We start from the raw sequence: 24247 nt of genomic DNA, 5'->3' as shown, positions 1-24247 counted from the left end.
TATTATTATTACTATTACTTTTTTATAAAAAATAAATATACCATATCAACAATCGCCCTGTTAACAGCAGCCGGCATATGCAATCACCGCTTATGCTGTGACTTCGTATATGTACTCTAACGTCCACATAGGAGGATATATTTCATGAAATTTATAATTCAACGCGACCAATTAATTGCCAGTGTACAGGATGTCATGAAGGCAATTTCAACAAGAACAGCAATCCCAATCTTAACCGGAATGAAAATTGATGCACATCAACATGGAATCACGTTAACTGGCAGTGACTCAGATATTTCCATTGAATCATTTATTCCAGCTGAAGAAGATGGTATTGTTCAAGTAGAAAACATAGAAAATGGAAGTATTGTATTACAAGCCAAATATTTTCCAGAAATTGTACGAAAATTACCAGAAAGCATGGTAGAAATTGAAGCAGATGAAAACTTAAAAGTGACCATTCGCTCCGGTAAAGCAGAATTCAACCTAAATGGTCAAGACGCGGCAGAGTATCCGCAGCTGCCAAAATTACAAACCGAAAATAGTTTTCAAATGCCAACTGATTTACTCAAGAGTTTAATTAAACAAACCGTGTTCGCTGTATCCACCATGGAGACACGTCCCATTTTAACTGGGGTTAATGTAAAGCTTAATGATAATATACTGAGCTTTAATGCAACCGACAGCCACCGTCTTGCATCACGTGATGTTCCTGTGAGCGGTGCAGCTATTGAGTTTTCAAATGTTGTTGTACCAGGAAAAAGCTTAACCGAATTAAATAAAATTTTGACAGATTCTGAGGAACCTGTGGAAATTAGTGTAACCAATAACCAAATCTTGTTTCGAACCAAGCATTTATATTTCTTATCCCGCTTACTAGATGGGAATTATCCAGAAACATCCCGTTTAATCCCTGACCAAAGTAAAACAGAAATTACTGTAAACTCGAAGGATTTACTGCATACAATTGATCGTGCCTCCTTATTAGCAAAAGATGAACGCAATAATGTTGTAAAACTGATAACAAAAAACGATCAAGTATTAGAAATCACTAGTAATTCTCCTGAAATTGGACGCGTTGTTGAGGAAATTTCCGCAGACCTGTTAGAAGGCGAAGAATTAAAAATATCATTCAGTGCGAAATATATGATGGATGCTTTGAAGGCTATTGATAATGACACAGTTAAAATTGAATTTACTGGTGCCATGCGCCCATTTATCATCCGTCCTGTCAACGACGAACCAATTTTGCAACTGATTCTACCTGTCCGCACATACTAATATATGTTAATTCACAAGTATGTAATAAGGCTCTTATCTTATTTGGGTAAGAGCTTTGCGTTGTTTCAATACTACTTATATCCAAACAATTCACAGGTCCTTCCTTCCCTTAATCGTAAAACTTTAGTAGAATAGAGAAAGAACGATTTATGTACGTTGAACAATTTGTAAAAAAGTGGTGAATAGATTGCATAAGAAAATGGAAATAAACACGGAATTCATTACATTAGGTCAATTGTTGAAACTGGCGAATATTTTTGAATCCGGCGGGATGATCAAAGGCTTTTTACAGGAACAAGGCGTTTTACTAAACGGTGAAAGAGAGCATCGTCGTGGTAAAAAGCTCTTTGAGCATGATGTGGTTGAAATTGAACGGAATGGTTCTTATGTTATTGTGAGAAAGTAGGATATCCTAAACAAATGGAAAAAAGAGGAATTTGAATGCATATTCAGCAATTAACCCTGAAAAATTACCGAAATTATGAACAGCTGAACATCGCGTTCGATGATAAAGTGAATCTAATTATTGGTGAAAATGCACAAGGGAAAACAAATTTGATGGAAGCCATTTATGTTTTAGCGTTTACTAAGTCTCATCGAACCTCAAGAGAGAAAGAACTTATCCATTGGGGACAGGAATATGCTAAAATAGAGGGAAGGATAACAAAACGTAACCAATCACTGCCACTTGAAATGGTTATATCCTCCAAAGGAAAAAAAGCAAAGCTGAACCATATAGAGCAAAAACGCCTAAGCGATTATATTGGTGCATTTAACGTCGTCATGTTCGCCCCGGAAGATTTAACGTTAGTAAAAGGTGTACCACAAATTCGCCGGCGATTTATCGATATGGAGCTTGGGCAAATTCAACCTCGTTATGTGTATCATTTAGGACAGTATCAAAAAGTACTAAGGCAACGAAATCATTTATTGAAACAAATGCAACGCCAGCCAGGAGTAAATAAAACGATGCTTACCGTGTTAACCGAACAATTAATTGAGCATGCAGCAACATTGCTGGAGAGACGATTTGGTTTCCTTGATTTATTACGGAAATGGGCCGGTCCCATTCACCAGGGGATAAGTCGTGGATTGGAAAACCTTGAAATCCAGTATTCTCCAACGATTGAAGTATCAGAAACAGCAAATAGGGAGAAAATAGAAACGATATACCTAGAGAAGTTTCAAAGCATTCAGGAAAAGGAAATCGAACGGGGAACGACATTAATCGGTCCACATCGGGATGATTTGCTCTTTTTTGTTAATAACAAGGATGTGCAGACGTTTGGCTCACAAGGACAACAGCGGACAACCGCGTTATCCCTGAAGCTCGCTGAAATTGAGTTGATTTGCAATGAGGTTCGTGAATATCCTGTATTGTTACTTGATGATGTATTAAGTGAATTGGATGATTACCGGCAGTCCCATTTACTCAACACGATTCAAGGAAAGGTGCAAACGTTTGTATCCACAACTAACATTGAGGGAATTAAGCCCAATACCATGAAGGAGGCGGAGCTTTTTCATGTAAAGGATGGAGCAGTAGATACATAGGGGTGGTGAAGCAGGTGTTTATTCATATTGGCAATGATACAGTAATTCAATCAAATGACGTTATTACTATTGTTGATCGAAACGTTGTTACATCATCCTCGATTATGGAGGAGATGATCAACGATGCCCAACGGAGGAAAAAATTAGCTGGTGATATTCCCGATTCAAAGTCCGTTGTAGTAACAAACGATCATATTTATTACAGTTCATTATCTGTGTCCACGCTCAAAAAACGAGCCAGCATGATTTCAACAATAAGCAAACTTGATGATTACTCAGATGAGATTGAGTAAGTATGTAACCATCAAGTACTTTTTATTTTTCAATAACAAACAGTATAAACAGCTGTAACAATCAAATCAATACCTTTTAAAAGAGAGCATCTCTTGTATATAGAAATGTGGGTGAAAAGATGTCAATAAATGACAGAGTATCAGAAAATCAAGCCTATAATGCCGACCAGATCCAGGTACTTGAAGGACTGGAAGCTGTTCGTAAACGGCCAAGTATGTACATTGGTTCAACAAGTGGAAAAGGCTTGCATCATCTTGTATGGGAAATTGTAGATAACAGTATTGACGAAGCATTGGCAGGATACTGCGACCATATCCAAGTGATTATCGAAAAAGATAACAGTATCACCGTGAAAGATAATGGCCGGGGGATCCCCGTTGACATTCAAAAGAAAACCGGAAAACCAGCACTCGAAGTAATCATGACTGTCCTTCATGCAGGAGGAAAATTTGGCGGTGGAGGCTACAAAGTTTCCGGCGGCTTGCACGGTGTTGGTGCTTCTGTTGTAAATGCGCTGTCTACTAATTTGGAAGTGTATGTTCATCTTAATGGAAAAATCCATTATCTTGCATTTGAAAAGGGCGTTCCATTACATGAAATTAAAGTAATTGGTGAAACAGAAATTACTGGTACCATCACACACTTTAAGCCTGATGCGGAAATCTTTACGGAAACAACAACATTTGAATTTGAGATTCTGCAGCAGCGTGTACGAGAATTAGCCTTTTTGAACAAAGGAATCCGGATTTCCCTTGAAGATAAGCGTACAGATGAAGAACCAGTGACGTATCATTATGAGGGTGGAATCAAGTCGTACGTTGAGTATATTAACCGGACCAAAGAAGTATTGCATGCGCCATTTTATGCTGAAACAGAAGAACAAAAAATTACGGTAGAAGTTGCGATCCAATATAACGATGGATTTGCCAGTAATATCTATTCATTCGCTAACAATATTCATACCTATGAAGGTGGAACACATGAATCAGGGTTTAAAACAGGGTTAACCCGGGTGATTAATGATTATGCTCGAAAAAACAGTTTGTTTAAAGAAAATGATCCGAATTTATCCGGTGACGATGTTCGGGAAGGGTTAACTGCGATCGTGTCTATTAAACATCCCGATCCACAATTTGAAGGACAAACAAAAACAAAACTTGGAAATAGTGAAGTACGAACGATTACTGATGCTGCCTTTAGTGAACTGTTTTCCACGTTTTTATTTGAAAATCCGACAACGGCAAAAATAATTGTTGAAAAAGGATTAATGGCTTCACGTGCACGGATGGCTGCTAAAAAGGCCCGGGAATTGACACGAAGGAAAGGTGCATTGGAAGTATCTAATTTGCCAGGAAAACTTTCTGATTGTTCGTCAAGAGATGCAAGTATTAGTGAACTGTATATCGTTGAGGGTGATTCCGCAGGCGGATCAGCAAAACAGGGACGTGACCGGCATTTCCAAGCTATCCTGCCATTACGTGGTAAGATTTTAAATGTTGAAAAGGCACGCTTGGACAGAATTTTATCAAATAATGAAGTTCGGGCAATGATTACAGCTTTAGGTACTGGGATTGCGGAGGACTTTGACATTACAAAAGCACGCTATCATAAAGTCGTCATTATGACCGACGCCGATGTCGATGGTGCCCATATCCGAACCTTATTATTAACCTTTTTCTATCGCTATATGCGCCCATTGATTGAATATGGCTATATTTATATTGCCCAGCCACCGCTTTATAAAGTACAGCAAGGAAAAACTGCTCATTATGCATATGATGACAAAGAGCTTGACCGAATTTTAGCTGAGATTCCTAAAACCCCAAAACCAGGATTACAGCGGTATAAAGGTCTTGGAGAAATGAATGCTGAGCAGTTATGGGAAACAACAATGGATCCAGAAACAAGAACGTTATTGCAAGTAGAACTTACCGATGCAATTGATGCAGACCAGGTATTTGACGCTTTAATGGGTGATAAGGTCGAGCCAAGACGTCACTTTATTGAGGAAAATGCACAATATGTCAAAAACCTGGATGTATAAGATAGCATCAGGATGGTATAAAGACGAGGTCGGAATCAGGAGGTAAAGTAAATGGCGGATCAACAACGTCCAAATGTTCTAGGGGTCAATCTTAGTCAGGAGATGCGTACATCTTATCTTGACTATGCCATGAGTGTTATTGTATCACGTGCACTGCCAGATGTACGTGACGGTTTAAAACCTGTTCATCGCAGAATATTATATGCCATGAACGATTTAGGTATGCATGCAGATAAAGCATATAAAAAATCTGCCCGTATTGTCGGTGAAGTAATTGGTAAATACCATCCACACGGTGATTCGGCTGTTTATGAATCCATGGTACGTATGGCACAGGATTTTAGCTATCGTAACATGCTTGTGGATGGACACGGAAACTTTGGCTCGGTAGATGGTGATTCAGCTGCTGCAATGCGGTATACAGAGGCACGGATGTCCAAAATATCGATGGAATTATTACGTGATATCAATAAGGATACAATTGATTATCAGGATAACTATGACGGTTCAGAACGTGAGCCTGTCGTGTTTCCATCACGTTTTCCCAATTTACTTGTGAATGGAACATCTGGTATAGCGGTTGGGATGGCTACCAATATTCCACCACATAATTTAGGTGAAACCATTGATGCGGTTCTTGCAGTTAGTAAAGATCCGGAAATTTCCATCGATGAATTAATGGAGAACTATATTTTTGGTCCTGACTTTCCAACTGCCGGGCAAATTCTTGGCCGTAGTGGTATTCGTAAGGCATATGAAACGGGTAAAGGGTCCATTACCATCCGGGCGAAGGTAAATATTGAGGAACAGGCAAATGGCAAAGCAACCATCATCGCTACGGAACTTCCATATCAGGTCAATAAGGCAAAGCTAGTAGAAAAAATCGCCGAACTTGTCCGGGATAAACGTTTGGAAGGAATTACCGATTTACGTGATGAGTCTGATCGAAATGGCTTACGTGTCGTAATTGAGCTGCGTCGGGATGCGAATCCAAATGTAGTCTTAAATAATTTATATAAGTACACGGCGCTCCAGACTACATTTGGGATTAATATGCTGGCGCTAGTCGATGGACATCCTAAGGTGCTAACAATCAAACAATGTCTCATGCATTATTTGGATCACCAAAAGGTTATTATTAAGCGTCGTACTGCTTTTGAGTTAAGAAAAGCAGAAGCCCGTGCCCATATTCTAGAGGGCTTGCGTGTAGCGCTGGACCATCTGGATGAAGTTATTTCCCTGATTCGTAATTCGAAAACAACGGATATTGCCCGCGACGGGTTAATGGAGCGCTTTCAGCTTTCGGAAAAACAGGCACAAGCCATCCTGGATATGCGTCTGCAGCGGTTAACAGGATTAGAACGGGAAAAGATTGAGAATGAGTACAACGAACTCAAGCAATTGATTGAAGAATTACGCGCTATTTTAGCAGATGATGAAAAGGTATTGGAAATTATTCGTGATGAATTAACCGAGATCAAGGAACGATACGGTGACGAACGTCGTACGGAGATTATGTCCGGTGGTGCAGACTTTTTTGAGGATGAGGATCTCATTCCAGAAGAAAATATCGTTATCACCCTGACACATAAGGGTTACATTAAGCGTCTTCCATCATCGACCTATCGCACACAAAAGCGTGGCGGCCGGGGAATCCAGGGTATGGGAACCAATGAGGACGATTTTGTAGAGCATTTGGTATCGACATCCACTCATGATACTGTACTTTTCTTTACCAATAAGGGGAAGGTATATAAAACAAAAGGGTATGAAATTCCAGAATTTAGTCGTACTGCGAAGGGAATTCCAATCATTAACCTCTTGCAGGTAGAACAAGGGGAATGGGTGAATGCTGTCATTACGGTCAGCGAATTTGCCGATGACTGGTATTTCTGTTTCACGACGAAATATGGAATATCGAAGCGGACAAAGCTGTCCCAATTCGCGAACATCCGAAAAGGCGGCCTCATTGCCTTAAATGTACGGGAGGATGACGAGCTTATCTCGGTACGTTTAACCGATGGATCGAAACATATTATGATCGCCACCCGAAATGGTTACCTGATCCGCTTCCCAGAGGAACAAATTCGCTCTATGGGTCGTACAGCTGCCGGAGTCAAAGGTATTTCATTACGCGGTGATGATAAAGTTATCTCTATGGAAATCCTTGAGGAAGGGTCTAATATCCTAAATGTCACTAGTAAAGGATATGGCAAACAAACACCAGAAGCAGAATATCGGGTAACGAATCGTGGTGGTAAAGGAATATTCACCTGCAATGTAACAGAAAAAACCGGTCATGTCGTCGCAGTAAAGGCTGTTACAGGTGAAGAAGATATGATGCTGATTACGGTTGCAGGCGTATTAATTCGCATTCCTGTAGAAGGCATTTCCGAAACGGGAAGAAACACACAAGGTGTCCGTTTGATTCGTTTACATGATGAAGAAGAAGTTGCAACGGTTACCATGGTTGAACGTGATGATGAGGAAAATGAAGAAGAAACCGTATCAGAACCAGAAGCTGAAAAAATAGAAGAAGCAGAAGAGAACGGTGAACAAGAATAATGCCTGGATGCAGGAGTTCGTTCAAAACGTATGGATAAGCGAATCGAAATGACGTTTGTAACATCCTCATAAAGGCTTCTCAAAGGCGATCAATGCAAACAGACTGCTGTGCTATTGTGTCGCCTTATTTTTACAATTTAAACCGTAAGCTATATAGCAACAGTCGAGATGAAATAAGCATTATACAACGAGTCCTGGGAGGAGAGGAAAATGCAGGTAGATTCATCACAGCTTGTGCCTGGATGCATATTGATGCGTGATATTCTTGGCAAAACAAATAGGCCGATTATTCCAATGAATACGGTTTTGACTGAACAACACATTACGATACTGGAAAAGTTTATGGTTCCAACCGTGGAAGTAGCTGCCAAACTACAGACAGGCGAGCGCTTCACCCCAACATACATAAGTAATGAAACAACAGAAGAAAAAGGCAAGTCTCAACTAAAAAACATCACTCCAGCTTGGCGGGATCAGTATAGTAAAGCTGTGAAACAGTACCGGCGGATGTTCACCGGCTTGCAAAATGGAGCCATGCTTGATATAGCTGCAATTAGAAAATTAGTTACCCCCTTGTTGAAGCGGGTAACAGAAATTGGTTCAGGCGTATTCACCCTGGATCGTGATGTAACAAAACAAAATTATTTTTATCATCACAGTGTTGCCGTTGGAGTATTAGCAGCCTATATAGCGCAAAAAATGGGATATTCAAAGCAGAAGCAATTACAAATTGGATTGGCTGGATTGTTGGCAAATTGCGGGATGGCAAAGCTTGATATAGAGACAATCCAAAAAGAAGACGAACTGACGGCAGTGGAACGGACTGAAGTTAGAAACCACCCAACATACGCTTACAAATGGATCCGGGATGATACCACCATCCATGATAAGGTGAAATTAGCTGTCCTGCAGCATCATGAACGATTGGATGGCAGCGGTTACCCACTTGGACTAACCAAGCAAAATATTCATTCCTATGCACGAATTATTGCTGTTTGTGATAGCTATCACGCCATCATTTGTGAACGTCCATACCAGCAAAAGCAATCGCCACTTCAAGCGATGGAGGAAATACTCTCTGAGGGAATTGTACGATTGGACCAACAAGTAGTCCGCACGCTGACTGGCAGCTTGCGTAATTTTTTAATCGGCGCACACGTCCGGCTTTCCAATCAGAAACTGGCTGAGATCGTTTTTATAGAGGAAAAGCACCCAACGAAACCCATTGTAAAATTAGATGCTACCGGTGAGGTCATATCTCTAAAAACGAATACCACATTGGTTATGGAAGAAATAGACCTATCGTGCCAGGAAGCTTAGCGAATGGTTGGGCTGGACGGACGGGACTTTTTATCCTGATGATGAACAATTACAGATGTAGTTTCATACGTGGTTGATATATTGCAACGTAAGGAGCCTGTTCATTTTCGATAACATGTGCTAATGCCGCCGTCCAGCTAGCGAAGGAAATACTTGCCCATGATGAGGCCCGAAATGTTGCCGGAATTCCGGGAACAGTGGCTTCATCCAAGCGATGAGGCCACGAACGAAGGAATTTTTCTCGCCTTCGTGGCTTCATTAAAATGATGAGACCCGAAAACGAAGCTGAAATTCCAGGCAAAGTGGCTTCATTGATGTTATGAAGACATGTATTTCATTCGTTCGTACGCCGCACCCGCAATTTCTATCCAATCTAATTGACTCAATCTAATTAGATAGTCAATTCCTGCGCTAATAAAAACGGTATTTTTTCCGTAGCCGTTAGCAGAAACTGTTTAATCAGTGGAAAATCGATGTCGGATTTTGCTGTTAGTAGTTCTCCCCACCATTCCGTTTCATATCGACTGATCATGCTCAAATTATAAAGCAGCAGATAATGGATTAGCGCTTCAGGTATTGCCAGATAGTAGTCTCTGTCGCTTGGAAAGTAAATCGTTCCATTCTGGTGACAAAAAAACGGTCCGTTTGAACAGAGGATTGGTCTATCTAATTCAATATGAATGTGCTTGGCTTGTAGGGAAATGTCGCGAATGACAGGTATGTGTGCTGAAATACGATGGACAAATGCTTTTTGTGTTAAACAGTAATCATCTAAAATGGTTGCTGGAAAGAGGAGTCGATTGTTGTCGTTTCTTCCAACGACAGTTAGCTTCGATTGACCGGAAAACGCCCATAAATCATTCATTTCCGGAAGAAGTGAAAATAATTTTCCCATCTTGATTTTCGCTAAACGAAGGCTGTCCATGTTATATACATGTTTCGCCGCATAAGAGAATAACCCATTATGCTGTATCTTTACCTCGTCATTTACAAATGTATATTGTTTTTTTTTCCGTTTTCTTGTTGAAACGCCGTGCGCCAGAATGGAGGTGGATTCTGGATAATTTGGACGTTTCGTTAATAGGCATGCCTTCAATAAATGGGTTAAGCCATAAAAAAGTAGAATTGGCTGCATGAACATAGGAGAATGCCGACTAGCAGTGAAAAATTGATTGCCATGGTCAAGGTAGTACATGAATGCGGTACAGTTTTCATAGCTTTTTGCCTTCGCTTCTCCACTGTTGAGTCTTGTGTATTGTTGCTCTAAATAACTCTGGGCAGTCTCTTGGGATTGTAAATATGTGTAGAATAATGCTGGATCCTCTTGTGTCATAGTTAACCCCTTATGGAATGAAAAGATTTTGAATCTACTTTCTTTTTATAGAAAGCTAACTTTTATTGAAAAAGCAGGTTAGATGTCGTATTGTAAATAACAATAATAATTAGTTTAACCTAGTACTTATAAATATACACAAACGATTACATCAAAGGAGGAGATGTCATGCGAACGGATAAGTTTGCCAAAGAGGGATTAACGTTTGACGATGTATTACTCATACCAGCTAAATCAGATGTCCTGCCAAAGGAAGTAACACTGGCAACGCAACTATCAGCTAAGATCAAGCTTAATGCCCCATTGATTAGTGCTGGAATGGATACAGTAACCGAGGCAAGTATGGCAATTGCCATGGCCCGTCAAGGTGGTTTGGGTGTCATTCATAAAAATATGTCGATTGAAGAACAAGCTGGGGAAGTGGACCGGGTCAAACGGTCAGAAAGTGGTGTCATTACGAATCCATTTTTCCTGACTCCGGATCATCAAGTCTATGATGCAGAACATTTAATGGGTAAATTTCGCATTTCGGGAGTCCCAATCGTGAATAACTTTGACGAACAAAAACTGGTGGGGATTTTGACGAATCGTGATTTACGGTTCATTCAAGATTATTCGACATTAATTAAAGATGTCATGACGAGTGAAAATCTTGTCACTTCACCAGTGGGAACCACGCTTGATCAAGCAGAAAAGATACTGCAGCAGCATAAAATTGAAAAGCTGCCATTAATCGATGACCGGGGAGTTTTAAAAGGATTGATCACGATTAAGGACATTGAAAAAGCGATTGAATTTCCAAATGCTGCTAAAGATGAACATGGCCGGTTATTGGTTGCTGCAGCAGTTGGGGTGACCGCTGATGGCATGAAACGTATTGAAAAGCTCGTCGAAGCTGGCGTAGACGCGATTGTTATTGATACGGCGCATGGTCACTCGATGGGAGTAATTGATCAGATACGCAAGATAAGAGAAGCATACCCTGATATAGATATTATTGCCGGTAACGTGGCAACTGCGGAAGCAACAAAAGATCTCATTGAGGCTGGGGTAACAACAGTGAAGGTTGGAATTGGACCAGGATCCATTTGCACGACCAGAGTTGTTGCTGGAGTCGGCGTACCACAAATCACAGCGGTTCATGATTGTGCACAAATGGCTGAGCAGTATGGTGTGGCAGTAATCGCTGACGGTGGGATTAAATATTCCGGTGATGTTGTCAAAGCGATCGCAGCTGGTGCCCATGCGGTAATGCTTGGCAGTATGTTTGCTGGCGTTTCGGAAAGCCCTGGTGAAACAGAAATTTTCCAAGGCAGACGCTACAAAGTCTATCGGGGAATGGGATCAGTCGGTGCGATGAAGGCTGGCTCGAAGGATCGTTATTTCCAGGAGTCATCAGAAACGAAAAAGCTTGTCCCAGAGGGCATTGAAGGCCGAGTTGCATATAAAGGACCACTCGCTGATACGGTTCACCAGCTGTTAGGAGGATTACGTTCGGGGATGGGGTATTGTGGTGCTGCAACCATCCATTCACTGCGGGAAGATGCTCGATTTACTCGTATTACGAATGCCGGATTGCGGGAAAGTCATCCACATGATGTCCAAATAACGAAAGAAGCTCCAAACTATTCGGTGTAAGTTTTGCTTAGAGAGAATATGTACCGACGTTATATTAAAGTTAGATTACATGATGCCTGCTAAAAAAATGACAGACCTGTTTAAACCCCTGTTATGATGCAAGGGAAACGGGCTTGGTCTGGTATATTTTCCTATAAAAAATTTACTAGATAGGGACTATTCCCTGTCTATTTTTTTATCATTTCTTATGGTAAAATACTAAAGATGCATACTATTTTTCGGTGGAGGTAGAAAAGGTGAAACACACGTTACAGAAGAAATTGTCACTATTACTTGCCATGCTTGTTCTAATGGCATCGTTTTTAGTACAACCATTTACGGTACAAGCAGCAGCAGTAGACATTGATGCGGAAACAGCTATTCTAGTTGATGCAAATACAGGGAAGATTCTTTATTCCAAAGACCCTGATGTCGCACTCCCTCCAGCTAGTATGACCAAAATGATGACCGAATACCTTGTATGGGAAGCTATCGATAAAGGTCAAATCAGCTGGGATACAACAACACAGATTAGTGATTATCCATACAGTATATCTGCAGATAATATTGCTTCTGGTATTGGCTTAACACAAAATAAAGATTATACGGTTGAAGAACTCTATAAGGCCATGGCCATTAATTCGGATAATGGCACAACGATTGCGCTTGCCGAGTTAATCGCTGGTTCTGAAGGGGACTTTGTTAAGCTTATGAATAAAAAGGCAAAGGAAATGGGACTGCCAGATTATAAGTTTGTCAATTCAACCGGGTTGGCCAATGCGGATCTTGGTGATAATTACCCAAAAGGTACAAAAGCGAATGATGATAATTTAATGTCGGCCAGATCGGCTGCCATGCTTGCCTATCATCTGGTGAAGGATTATCCGGAGGCATTGGAAATTTCCAGCGTGCCAGAGGCAAAATTTGAGGATAAGACGATACGTAATTGGAACTGGATGTTAAAGCATGACGAAAAGGATGCAAGTTCGTTAACCCAATTTTACTACGAAGGGGTAGACGGTTTAAAAACTGGTTTTACAGATGCTGCTGGTTATTGTTTCACCAGTACCGCTGAGCGCGACGGTCAACGTCTGATCTCTGTGGTGATGAAGACCAAAAGTGATAAAGCACGTTTTAAACAAACAGCCAAATTACTGGACTATGGTTTTCAAAATTTCCAAACCAAAGAGTTGTTTGCAAAGGGTTACCAACTAAAGGATAAAAAAACCCTGCCGGTTACCAAAGGCAAAGAAAAAACAGTTGGAATTGCAATCAACCAAGCAGTAAAAACACCAGTTAAAAATGGGGATGAAAAAGAGTATTCCCTTGAATATCATATTGATAAAGATAAACTGAGTGAAGATGGTGAATTAAAAGCACCGGTTAAAAAGGGTGAAAAGATCGGTACTGCCGAGATCAAATATAATGGTGAAAAAGATGATGGTTTTATCACTGATAAAAGTGGATCTGATCAAGTTGATATTGTGACAACAGATTCCGTGGATAAAAAGAATTGGTTTATGCTTTTACTTGGATCTATTGGACATTTCTTCAGCAATCTATTTTCAACAATTGCTGATACTGTAAAGGGCTGGTTTTAGTGCTATAATAAAAGATAAAAAATGACAAGGGGGAATTTGGAATGGGGAATACAGGCACAGACCGTGTAAAGCGTGGAATGGCTGAAATGCAAAAAGGCGGCGTCATTATGGATGTTGTTAATGCAGAACAGGCAAAAATAGCGGAACAAGCTGGGGCAGTTGCTGTAATGGCATTGGAACGCGTTCCATCCGATATTCGTGCTGCTGGTGGTGTTGCGCGTATGGCGGATCCAACGATCACGGAGGAAGTTTTAAATGCAGTATCCATTCCAGTAATGGCAAAAGCACGTATTGGCCATATTGTGGAAGCACGTGTGTTAGAAGCAATGGGTGTGGACTATATTGATGAAAGTGAAGTACTAACACCTGCTGATGACGTATTTCACTTGAAAAAATCAGATTATACCGTACCATTTGTTTGCGGCTGCCGTAATTTAGGAGAAGCAGCCCGCCGAATTGGTGAAGGTGCTTCTATGCTGCGAACAAAAGGGGAACCTGGAACAGGAAATATTGTGGAAGCTGTCCGGCATATGCGTCAAGTACAGTCGGAAATCCGCAAGCTTACCGCAATGTCTGCTGATGAAGTCATGACTTTTGCCAAAGAAATTGGTGCACCATATGAACTTCTATTACAAATTCGCGAAGAAGGCCGTCTTCCGGTTGTTAACTTTGCTGCTGGCGGTGTTGCGACACCAAGTGATGCAGCCTTGATGATGGAATTAGGTGCTGACGGTGTATTTGTTGGTTCTGGTATTTTTAAATCGGATAATCCGGAACGATTTGCTAAAGCGATTGTCGAAGCAACCACACATTACACGGATTATGCATTGATTGCTGAGCTTTCTAAAGGGCTTGGAACGGCCATGAAAGGCATTGAAATGAGTACACTTCAGGCTAGTGACCGCATGCAGGATCGCAGTGAGTAGAAAGAAGGAATCTCCGATGACAACGATTGGTGTACTAGCATTACAAGGTGCTGTTCGTGAGCATATGCGTTCGGTGGAGCAAGCAGGAGCAAAGGCTATAGAAATTAAGCGGAAGGAACAGCTGGAAGCAATCGATGGGTTGATTTTGCCTGGTGGGGAAAGTACGACAATGCGCCGGTTGATTGACAGTTATCATTTCTCTGCTGCCATTCGAAAATTTGGTTCACAGGGCAAGCCGATTTTTGGTACTTGTGCTGGTCTTATCCTATTGGCACGTGCGATTGAGGGTCAAGAAGCCCATCTCGGGTTAATGGATATGAAAGTAGCCCGAAACGCATTTGGACGCCAGGTGGCAAGCTTTGAAGCCGAGCTTTCGATTGCCCATGTTGCGGATGACTTTAATGCTGTCTTTATCCGTGCACCATATATACTGGAAACTGGTAAGGATGTTGAGGTGCTGGCAACGTATGATGATAAAATCGTTGCGGCCAAACAAGGGAATTATGTTTGCACTGCTTTTCACCCGGAATTAACCGATGATAATCGATTTATGGAATATTTTTATCAGTTAGTGGAAGACTCAGTAAAAACACTTGCTTCTTAAGCTGTTATTAGCTATGATGTTAGATAATAAAGAACGAAAAAGTAATGACGGGAAATAGTAACAGGATTACTTGCTAAAGAGAGTCGATGGCTGGTGGGAATCGATGCAGGTATGCTGTGAATCCATCCTTGAACTGGTTTGCTGAAATGAGTAAGTAAACCCGGTTAATCACCGTTATTGTATGGAGCCGGAAGAATCTTTTCTTCAACAAGGGTGGTAACGCGGGAATATACTCTCGTCCCTATTTTTAGGGGCGGGGGTTTTTTGCTTTATATGGATGAAATAGGAGGAAAATAATCATGCTTGATATGAAGTATTTACGTAACAATTATGATGAGGTAAAGGGGAAATTGGCGCATCGCGGTGAGGATTTATCAGAGCTTGAGAAATTTGGGAAGCTTGATACACAACGCCGTCAATTGATTGCGGAAACGGAACAATTGAAAGCAAAACGCAACGAAGCGTCACAACAAATATCGGCACTAAAAAAGGAAAAGAAGGATGCTGATGCTGTCATCAAAGAAATGCGTCAGGTGGGTGAACAAATCAAAGCCTTTGATACCGAGCTTAAAGAGATTGAAGAGAAGCTGTCACATATTATGCTCTCTATTCCAAATATCCCTCATGAAAGTGTGCCCGTTGGCGAAGATGAGGAGGATAATGTGGAAATACGTCAGTGGGGAGATATCCGTGCATTTACATTTTCAGCAAAACCGCATTGGGATATTGCTACTGATTTAGATATTCTTGACTTTGAGCGGGCGGGAAAGGTAACTGGAAGTCGATTTGTTTACTATAAAGGACTGGGTGCCCGTCTGGAGCGCGCATTGCTTAACTTTATGATGGATTTGCATGCAGATGAGCACGGCTATGAAGAAATGCTGCCGCCGTATATGGTGAATCGGACAAGTATGACAGGGACCGGGCAGCTGCCGAAGTTTGAGGAAGATGCGTTTAAAATTTCCGACTGGGATTATTTCCTGATTCCGACCGCAGAAGTACCGGTAACCAATTATTATCGTGGGGAGATTTTAAAAGCAGCAGATTTGCCAAAAAAATACGTTGCCTTTAGTGCCTGTTTCCGTTCTGAAGCGGGTTCAGCCGGACGGGATACACGCGGCCTCATTCGTCAGCATCAATTCAATAAAGTAGAACTCGTTCATTTTACCAAACCGGAAGATTCGTATGTTACATTAGAAGCTTTAACGGGTCATGCGGAAAAGGTGCTGCAGCTATTGAAATTACCATACCGTGTGATGAGCATGTGCACTGGTGACTTAGGGTTTACCGCTGCGAAAAAGTATGATATTGAAGTATGGATTCCGAACCAGGAAACATACCGGGAAATTTCTTCTTGCTCCAACTTTGAGGATTTCCAGGCAAGACGGGCAGGTATTCGCTATCGCAGAGAAGACAATGGCAAACCAGAATTTGTCCATACCTTGAATGGATCTGGGCTGGCACTCGGCCGAACAGTTGCCGCCATCCTGGAAAATTATCAGCAGGAAGATGGAACGGTTGCGGTTCCGGAAGTATTGCAACCGTATATGGGTGGAAAGAAAGTAATCAAATAAGTAACGTTTTAAAAAACCTGGATGTGTAAGACTCAGTCCAGGTTTTTTATTCCGCCTTAACGGGCAGTAAGACCCCCACTTCAAGATTTTGAGGGGAAACAAAAAAAGATAATTGGGGGTCAACTGCATGACAAAGGTCCGATGCTGTTCGAGCCTGCACGATGCAGGTTACAAAGGCGTTGCAACAGGATGTTGCGAACTTAGCCTTTGTTCCTCTATTCAGGGGAGAAAGGGAAACCCCCACTGAATGAAGTTTCACTTTATTCTATTGATGTTTTAGCATCTTAACTAAAAATGGGAGAGAGAAAAGAATTATTTCTCGCCTAGTCTCTCTTCAACAAAGTTACCTAATTCATCGGCAAATTCATCAAGCTTTTTAGGTGTGATATCATCTTTATTTGTTCCTTCTCCTTCGTGTTTTCAACTGTTCCATCTTCAAATTGCAGCCATAAACTCCAACTGTATCCATCCTGGTAGGAATTCGGTCTTCCATGTATAATCTGTTTTCCAATTTTTCTTGCTGAATCCTCGTGTCCAGTTACAGTCAAATACAAAGTGAAAATAATTAAGAAGCAAACGATTTTTTCATGGGTTGTCACCTGCTATTCCATTAATTGTTTTGATTCAGTTAGAAATTGTTCGATGCTTTGTATTCCTGCATTATTGATTGTCTTCCTCTTTTTACATACAGAATGTCTCTAAAACCCATGGCGCAGGGGAGACATATAAATACATTGAAAAGTTTTTATTTTATGTGTCAACTTTTTAGAATTATTTAGATATTGATAAATATAATTATAACTAGAGTGAACATAAATAAACATCAATGATCATCAATGAACGCTGGCGAGGAGTGGAGATATGGAAATGAAGGACACTGTGAATTCAAGAGCTTATCGGTTGATTGAGCCGGAAAAATTTGAAGAAGTGATCATTCAACATACAATCAACAATAATCAAGTTGTGGTACAACCAAGTCTAGCGAGTATATGTCATGCAGATACTCGTTATTATACCGGACAACGACGAAAAGAAGCTTTGCAAAGGAAGCTTCCTATGGCTCTATTCCATGAAGGGATTGGTCATGTCGTAACGTCAAAGAGTAGATCCTTTAGTAAGGGCCAACGTGTTGTTATTGTTCCTAATATCCCTGCAAGACGCTTGAATACAATCGAGGATAACCTAACCTCTAATGGGCGAGCTGTGAAGGATAATTATTTACCAGACAGTGTTTTCCTGGGCAGTGGTTATGATGGGATTGGACAGCAGTATGTGGTACTTCCCGCAGAAAATGTGATAGCTATACCTAATGATGTTCCGGATGAAATTGCTGTTTTGGCTGAACTGACTTCTGTATCATTACATGCTGCTAGTAATGTACGCGATTACTTAGACGATGGTAAAGTAGCTGTTTTTGGAGATGGCCCGGTCGGTTACTTGACGGCAGCCGCATTACATCATGTTTTTGGTATATCAAAAGAAAATCTGTTCGTTTTTGGTGCTGTAAGTGAGAGATTGGCACATTTTGATTTTGCGACAACATATCTTGTGCAACATTTCAATTTTAGAGAGGAGGCTAATGTTGTAGCGGTAATGGAATGCACAGGAGGAGCATTCAGCAAAAGTGCTATTAATCAAGCAATTGATTTAATCGAGCCACAAGGAAAGATTATCTTAATGGGGGTATCAGAAGAACATGTGCCTATTAATACAAGAGACATTCTTGAGAAGGGATTAACGGTTTATGGCAGCTCTAGAAGTACAGAAGAGGAATTTAAAAGACTAATGAATGCTTTTCAGAGTCAAGCATATCAGCATTCGTTGCAGAAGCTATTACCGGATCAAAAAGAATTAATTAGAAATGCAAAGGATTTAGAAATAGCGATGAATAAAGCTACCAAAAACAAGGACTGGAGAAAGACCTTCTTATCCTTTGCCTGGAATTAATGTCCTCGAAATGGTATTTTAATCAGCCTCATGCGTGAGTTTGGAGACATGAATGAAAAGGAACTTCATTATGCATAACAAGGGAGGAAAGGAAGTTGAAAAAAGCCTTTACGTTTATTTCGATCATTTGTGTGTTATTTTTAGCTGCTTGCGGAAGTAGTGAAACATCTAACGGGGATAAAGGCTCATATGATAAATTGACGCTGTATACGCCTATGCCGGAAGAAAACGCAGAAGCATATATAAAAAAGTTTGAAGAAGATACTGGGATTGAAGTTAATTATACCCGTCTTAGTACAGGAGAGATCCTGGCCAAACTGAAAAGTGAAAAAGGCCGTAGTGATGCAAGTATATGGTTTGCTGGACCATCTGATAGTTTCATTGAAGCAGATAAGGAGGGTCTGTTGGAAAAATATGACCCTGATAACCTGGAAAATCTGGATGAAATTGATGAAAATGCAATGATAGAGGATGCTAGCTGGCTCCCGATTTATCAAGGACCCATAGCCTTTGCATCCAATGAAGATTGGCTGAAGGAAAACAATGTGGAGGCGCCAACGAGCTGGGATGATCTATTAAAACCAGCGTTTAAAAATAATATAATGCTGGCCCACCCTGGAGCATCAGGAACTGGATATCAGTTTATATCAACACTTGTTCAATATATGGGAGAAGATGAAGCATTCGATTACTTAAAAGCGTTTAATAAAAATGTAAAACAATGGACGAAAGGTGGTTCAGCAAACGCACAATTTATTGGGCAAGGTGAAGTTGGTACTGGGCTTGCCTTTGCTCAGGATTTGTTACCGCTTAAAGAGGAAGGATATCCTATTAAAATCACTTATCCTGAGGATGGTGTATCTGTAGCTATTGAAGGGGCAGCTAAAATAAAGGGCGGACCGGAAAAAGAAAAGGAAAATGCAAAAAAGTTTATGAAATGGATCAACAGTAATGAAGGACAAAATGTGTATGCGGATACTGGTTTCTACCATCTTCCCGTAATACCGGACGCTAAAATACCCGAGGGTGCTCCGGATTTGCGTAAATTAAATGTAGCTGAGACAGATAATGTTTGGGCAAGTGAACATCGTGATGAACTAGTTGATAAATTTGAACGAGAGGTTCAGTCAGAAGATGCGGCTAGTGACAAATAACTAACTTTTTCAAATTTTGCTTTATCTAAACCGCTTAAATATGGTGAAGCCTTTATATTGGTGAGTCAATTCCATAAGTAGTTTCATTTATCCCGCCTTAACGGGCAGTAAGACCCCCATTTCAAGAATTTGAGGGGCAACTAAAAAAAATAAGTGGGGGTCAACTGCTCATAAAGGTCCGATTCTGTTCGGTCCTGCATGATGCAGATCACAAAGGCGTTGCAACAGGATGTTGCGTTCTTAGCCTTTGTTCTCCTGTCTCAGTGGGGAAGAAAGGGCAGGCTAAAACCATCACGTCCTTATGCCTTCGCCTGCACTAGCTCGTCTGAGTGCATCGGCCCCCCACAGAATGAAGTTTCACTTTATTTGTAACCCGAACAATAAAACATATTATCGCTTTCATGTTTGTTCGTTAAACGCACAACATTGTTGATTGGAACGAAAGGCGGCGACTCCTACGGGAAAAGGCATAAGCCTTGAGACCCCGCAGTGAGCGTAGCGAATGAGGAGGCTCAAGCCATGCCCGTGGAAAGCGTCCGCCTGTAGTGGAAATCAACGGATCTAGCACATATTTGAGTTGTTCGGGATTTCATACTGCTTTTGAATGACGAAATTGACTCTGGCAAATAGAAAAAGAACTGCTTGAAATAATGGCGTGATTCTAAAATAATAACTTTCTGATATGGAGGATTTATTACATTGTCTTATTCAAGTGTCGTTGGGAAATCGTTCAAAAATAAGCTGAAAGCAATCACAAAGAATCCATATTTATTTGGGTTAGTCACTTTGGTGTTACTATCACTTCTTTTATTTTCGGTTTATCCGATCTATAGTATTTTCAAAACAATTTTTGTCGGTGAGAATGGATTGGATTTTCAAGCAGTGCAAAATCTCTTTGACAAGCCGCGTATCTATCAAACGGTATGGAATAGTCTGGAGCTTGGCATTTCATCGGCAATCATTAGCACGTTGATAGGGTTTATTTTTGCTTATTCCGTAGCAAGAACGCGTATGTTTGGCAGGAAATTTTTTAATTTTATTGCTGTATTTCCGGTTATTTCTCCTCCCTTTGTATTAGCGTTAGCTATGATTTTACTCTTTGGGAGTTCCGGCTTAATTTCTAGAGAAATATTTGGGATGCAAAGCACCGATGTTTATGGTTTTAAAAGCTTATTAATTATTCAAGCTATGTCGTTTTCTCCTATTGCGTATCTAAATTTAAAAGGTGTACTTGAATCAATGGATGCTTCATTGGAGGATTCTGCTTTCAATTTAGGTGCTTCCAGATGGAAGGTATTTTGTACGATCACTTTACCATTGGCGATACCTGGCATTTTTAGTTCGTTACTTTTAACGTTCATTAAATCATTGGAGGATTTTGGCAACCCGATGATTATTGGCGGAGACTTCTCAACCTTAGCAACAGAGGCATATATGACAATTACAGGCAGAAGCGATTTAAGGACAGGTTCATTGTTAGCCGTTTCGATGTTGCTTCCTGTTTTAACAGCCTATTTGGTTCAACGGTTTTGGGTCAATAAAAAGTCATATACTACCGTAACAGGGAAAGCCTCTCAAGGATCAACAATCATCAAAGAAAAAAAGGTAGTTGTACCATTATTTATCATCTGTATGTTCATCACAGGAACAATCGTTTTATTTTACGGAACCATTATTGTGGGCGCTTTTGTCAGACTGTGGGGGGTAGATTACTCCTTATCGCTGGATCATTTTAAATATGTTTTTGATTCGGGCTTAGGCACGGTGAAGGATACAGTAATTATCGCTGTTATTGCCACTCCGATAATGGTTTTGCTAGGTATGGTAATTTCATTCTTAACGGTACGAATACGTTTTCCAGGAAAAAAATTAATCGAGATAGGCTCGATATTGCTCTTTGCCGTCCCTGGAACAGTTGTTGGCATCGGTTATCTTTTAACATTTAATAGCCCTCCATTAGCGATTACAGGAACGGCAGCCATTATCATTTTGGTGCTTGTGTTTCGGTACATGTCCCTGGGTATTGAAGCGGGATCGAACGTTTTAAGACAAATTGACCCATCGCTGGAGGAAGCATCCAAGTCATTGAATGCGAACGGGTTCACTACTTTTCGGAAAATAACTTTTCCATTAATGAAGTCAGCGCTATTTTCAAGTGCAATTTATGCATTTACCCGGGCAATGACGTCTATAAGTGCGGTCATATTTTTGGTTTCTGCGAGTTGGAAGCTGATGACAGTGGCCATTTTGTCCGCGGTTGATTTTGGTAAGCTAGGTGTTGCTGCAGCTTATTGTGTTATCTTGTTCGTCATTATTTTCCTTGCATTCTCCGGCTTGAATTTATTGTTAAAACAAAATGAAAGGTCGATGTAAATGAGCTTAAAGCACGCAGAATCGAATTCTGTAAAGATGAGAATCGAAAACGTAGTGAAACTATTTCCATCTCGTAATAAGAAAAAAGATTTTAATGCGGTTGATCATGTTTCTTTAAATTTTAAACACGGAGAATTAACAACATTATTGGGTCCTTCTGGATGTGGCAAAACAACTACATTACGCATGTTAGCGGGATTTGAGTTTCCTACAAGCGGCAAGGTGATTGTGGATGGGGAGGATATTACAAACCAGCCTCCAAATAAACGCGATGTAGGTATGGTGTTTCAAAATTATGCCTTATTTCCTCACTTGACTGTTTATGAAAATATATCGTATGGCTTGAAAATAAAAAAAGTAAACAAAGCTGAGCTTAAGAAGAAGACAGAAAACGTATTATCGCTTATGAATTTAAGCGAGTTGAAGGATCGCAGTCCGTCACAGCTTTCGGGAGGACAACAACAACGTGTCGCCATCGCGAGGGCAATTATAACGGAGCCAAAAATATTGTTGTTTGACGAGCCGCTTTCTAATTTAGACACGAAGCTTCGTCAGTATATGAGGACAGAGATTCGAAATTTACAGCAAAGGCTTGGTATCACGAGCATATATGTTACCCATGATCAGGAAGAAGCAATGGCTATTTCCGATCAAGTAGTCATTTTACATGAGGGAAAGATTCAACAAGTGGGTTCACCACTGGATATTTATTTAAATCCTGTTAATAGCTTTGTGGCAGATTTTATTGGGGACTCAGATATCTTAACGGCTTCCGTAAAGGATATTACGGAGGAATTTGTAAAGTTAAACCTTGAAGAAACGGTTTTTCAAGTGAAAAATGTCGCTGATCATACATTTCAAAAAGGTGATGAGATTCATTGTGTAATGAAACCCGAGTTCTGGTCCATCTCTGATCAAGGGAATTTTTTAGTAGAAGTCATTCAAGCTACATTTTTAGGATCTCATGTGGAATATGAAGCACGACTAGGACAACAATCATTTAAATTTTTTGATTACCATTATTATGAAAACGGGCAAAAAGAAATAGGATCAAAAATACGATTAAAATTAAGAAATGATTTGGTTAACGTCTTAAAGTACAACACGTAAAAGAAAAAATTCTGATATGACTATTCAACAAACACCAATAAGAAAAAAACTGGAAAGAGATGATATCATGCTTCCACTAGAAAGACAAAAAGGATTATTGGCATTCTTAAAACAAAATCATGCATCGACTGTATCAGAGCTTGCTTCCCAATTTCAGGTTCATGAGGCAACCATTCGACGTGATCTCACCATGCTGGAGAAAAAGGGGCTAATGAAGCGAACTTATGGCGGTGTGATGTTGGAGGAAGAAGTCCATTCCGAACCCTCTTTTCAGGACAGGGAATCCGTTCAATATGAGGAAAAAGAAAGAATAGGAAGTTGTGCAGCGGAACTTGTAGAAGACGGCGATACGATTATTCTTGATTCCGGAACAACCACATTACACATTGCAAAGTCAATCATGAACAAGAAAGACCTCACAGTTGTTACCAATGATATTAACATTGCAGCAACATTACGCTTTTCCAAGTCTATTAAAGTGATTGTAACTGGTGGTGTGCTTTTTCCCGAAAGCTACATGCTAAATGGAATGATCACGGATGAAACATTACGTACAGTAAATATCCAAAAAGCATTCATCGGGACACCGGCCTTACATTATGAAAAGGGCCTAACGCATTTCGATGAATACCTTGTACCAGCAAAACGGGGAATGATTCGCGCAGCAAAACAAGTGATTGTCACAGCTGATCATACAAAAATTGGCCGAATTTCGATTCATTCCGTTGCTGACACAAATAAAATTGACGATCTGGTGATTGGTCAAGAACTTGAGCAAGTCGATGTAAAACAATTGCAAAACACAGGTGTACATCTACACCTGGCGTAATCAGTTTCAAACCATCGAAGAAGTAGCTTCACACAAATCAATCCTATCATCGGATACTTTTTGGAGGTGGTATATGCTCAATAATAGCAAATCGGGTGTACACTTGCGAAAAAAGACAATC

18 protein-coding genes and 1 other annotated feature are annotated in these 24247 nt (G+C 40.5%); of the genes, 17 read left to right on the top strand and 1 reads right to left on the bottom strand.

All coding sequences use genetic code 11. The features are described from left to right. Nucleotides 1-144 precede the first annotated feature (144 nt). From dnaN to WMZ97_RS00460, 7 genes are all read left to right on the top strand, one after another. On the top strand, nucleotides 145-1281 hold the full coding sequence (gene dnaN, locus WMZ97_RS00490) for a DNA polymerase III subunit beta (protein WP_343270087.1): 1137 nt from the start codon (nucleotides 145-147) through the stop codon (nucleotides 1279-1281). Between the two features lie 178 nt (nucleotides 1282-1459). Further along, complete coding sequence (yaaA, locus tag WMZ97_RS00485) at nucleotides 1460-1687, top strand: S4 domain-containing protein YaaA (protein ID WP_343270086.1); 228 nt, start codon at nucleotides 1460-1462, stop codon at nucleotides 1685-1687. Between the two features lie 35 nt (nucleotides 1688-1722). Further along, nucleotides 1723-2835, top strand: a complete 1113-nt coding sequence (gene recF / locus WMZ97_RS00480; RefSeq protein ID WP_343270085.1) for a DNA replication/repair protein RecF — start codon at nucleotides 1723-1725, stop codon at nucleotides 2833-2835. A 14-nt stretch (nucleotides 2836-2849) separates the two neighbouring features. After that, nucleotides 2850-3128, top strand: a complete 279-nt coding sequence (gene remB, locus WMZ97_RS00475; RefSeq protein ID WP_343270084.1) for an extracellular matrix regulator RemB — start codon at nucleotides 2850-2852, stop codon at nucleotides 3126-3128. Nucleotides 3129-3247: 119 nt separating this feature from the next. Continuing rightward, a complete protein-coding gene (gene gyrB, locus WMZ97_RS00470; RefSeq protein WP_343270083.1) occupies nucleotides 3248-5173 on the top strand; it encodes a DNA topoisomerase (ATP-hydrolyzing) subunit B in 1926 nt (641 codons plus the stop codon). Nucleotides 5174-5224: 51 nt separating this feature from the next. Next, nucleotides 5225-7738 (top strand): DNA gyrase subunit A, encoded by a 2514-nt coding sequence (gyrA, locus tag WMZ97_RS00465; protein WP_343270082.1) that lies wholly within the window; start codon nucleotides 5225-5227, stop codon nucleotides 7736-7738. Between the two features lie 210 nt (nucleotides 7739-7948). After that, on the top strand, nucleotides 7949-9058 hold the full coding sequence (locus tag WMZ97_RS00460) for an HD-GYP domain-containing protein (RefSeq protein ID WP_343270081.1): 1110 nt from the start codon (nucleotides 7949-7951) through the stop codon (nucleotides 9056-9058). A 391-nt stretch (nucleotides 9059-9449) separates the two neighbouring features. Here WMZ97_RS00460 and WMZ97_RS00455 read toward each other — a convergent pair whose 3' ends face one another. Next, nucleotides 9450-10391, bottom strand: a complete 942-nt coding sequence (locus WMZ97_RS00455; protein WP_343270080.1) for a YaaC family protein — start codon at nucleotides 10389-10391, stop codon at nucleotides 9450-9452. A gap of 168 nt (nucleotides 10392-10559) precedes the next feature. Between WMZ97_RS00455 and guaB the strand changes: the two genes are divergently transcribed. From guaB to WMZ97_RS00405, 10 genes are all read left to right on the top strand, one after another. Further along, on the top strand, nucleotides 10560-12029 hold the full coding sequence (gene guaB / locus WMZ97_RS00450) for an IMP dehydrogenase (RefSeq protein ID WP_343270079.1): 1470 nt from the start codon (nucleotides 10560-10562) through the stop codon (nucleotides 12027-12029). 236 nt (nucleotides 12030-12265) lie between these two features. After that, complete coding sequence (locus WMZ97_RS00445) at nucleotides 12266-13609, top strand: D-alanyl-D-alanine carboxypeptidase family protein (protein ID WP_343270078.1); 1344 nt, start codon at nucleotides 12266-12268, stop codon at nucleotides 13607-13609. A gap of 41 nt (nucleotides 13610-13650) precedes the next feature. Further along, nucleotides 13651-14535: a pyridoxal 5'-phosphate synthase lyase subunit PdxS gene (gene pdxS / locus WMZ97_RS00440; protein WP_343270077.1), complete on the top strand. Its 885-nt coding sequence runs from the start codon at nucleotides 13651-13653 to the stop codon at nucleotides 14533-14535. A 16-nt stretch (nucleotides 14536-14551) separates the two neighbouring features. Continuing rightward, entirely contained in the window at nucleotides 14552-15139 is a 588-nt protein-coding gene (gene pdxT, locus WMZ97_RS00435) for a pyridoxal 5'-phosphate synthase glutaminase subunit PdxT (protein ID WP_343270076.1), read from the top strand. 35 nt (nucleotides 15140-15174) lie between these two features. Next, nucleotides 15175-15385, top strand: a binding site (T-box leader). A 53-nt stretch (nucleotides 15386-15438) separates the two neighbouring features. Beyond that, complete coding sequence (gene serS / locus WMZ97_RS00430) at nucleotides 15439-16713, top strand: serine--tRNA ligase (RefSeq protein ID WP_343270075.1); 1275 nt, start codon at nucleotides 15439-15441, stop codon at nucleotides 16711-16713. Nucleotides 16714-17574: 861 nt separating this feature from the next. Further along, on the top strand, nucleotides 17575-18660 hold the full coding sequence (locus WMZ97_RS00425; protein ID WP_343270074.1) for an alcohol dehydrogenase catalytic domain-containing protein: 1086 nt from the start codon (nucleotides 17575-17577) through the stop codon (nucleotides 18658-18660). A 95-nt stretch (nucleotides 18661-18755) separates the two neighbouring features. Further along, complete coding sequence (locus WMZ97_RS00420; protein WP_343270073.1) at nucleotides 18756-19814, top strand: ABC transporter substrate-binding protein; 1059 nt, start codon at nucleotides 18756-18758, stop codon at nucleotides 19812-19814. Nucleotides 19815-20513: 699 nt separating this feature from the next. Continuing rightward, entirely contained in the window at nucleotides 20514-22187 is a 1674-nt protein-coding gene (locus WMZ97_RS00415; protein WP_343270072.1) for an ABC transporter permease, read from the top strand. Then, nucleotides 22188-23297 carry an ABC transporter ATP-binding protein gene (locus tag WMZ97_RS00410; protein WP_343270071.1) on the top strand — a complete coding sequence of 370 codons (1110 nt, stop codon included), beginning with the start codon at nucleotides 22188-22190 and terminating at the stop codon, nucleotides 23295-23297. A gap of 67 nt (nucleotides 23298-23364) precedes the next feature. Beyond that, nucleotides 23365-24126: a DeoR/GlpR family DNA-binding transcription regulator gene (locus tag WMZ97_RS00405; RefSeq protein ID WP_343270369.1), complete on the top strand. Its 762-nt coding sequence runs from the start codon at nucleotides 23365-23367 to the stop codon at nucleotides 24124-24126. Nucleotides 24127-24247 lie beyond the last annotated feature (121 nt).

The sequence above is a fragment of the Lentibacillus songyuanensis genome, assembly GCF_039548255.1.
In the GTDB taxonomy this organism is placed as follows: domain Bacteria; phylum Bacillota; class Bacilli; order Bacillales; family Amphibacillaceae; genus Lentibacillus_C; species Lentibacillus_C songyuanensis.
This window is presented reverse-complemented; position numbering and strand designations above follow the sequence as displayed.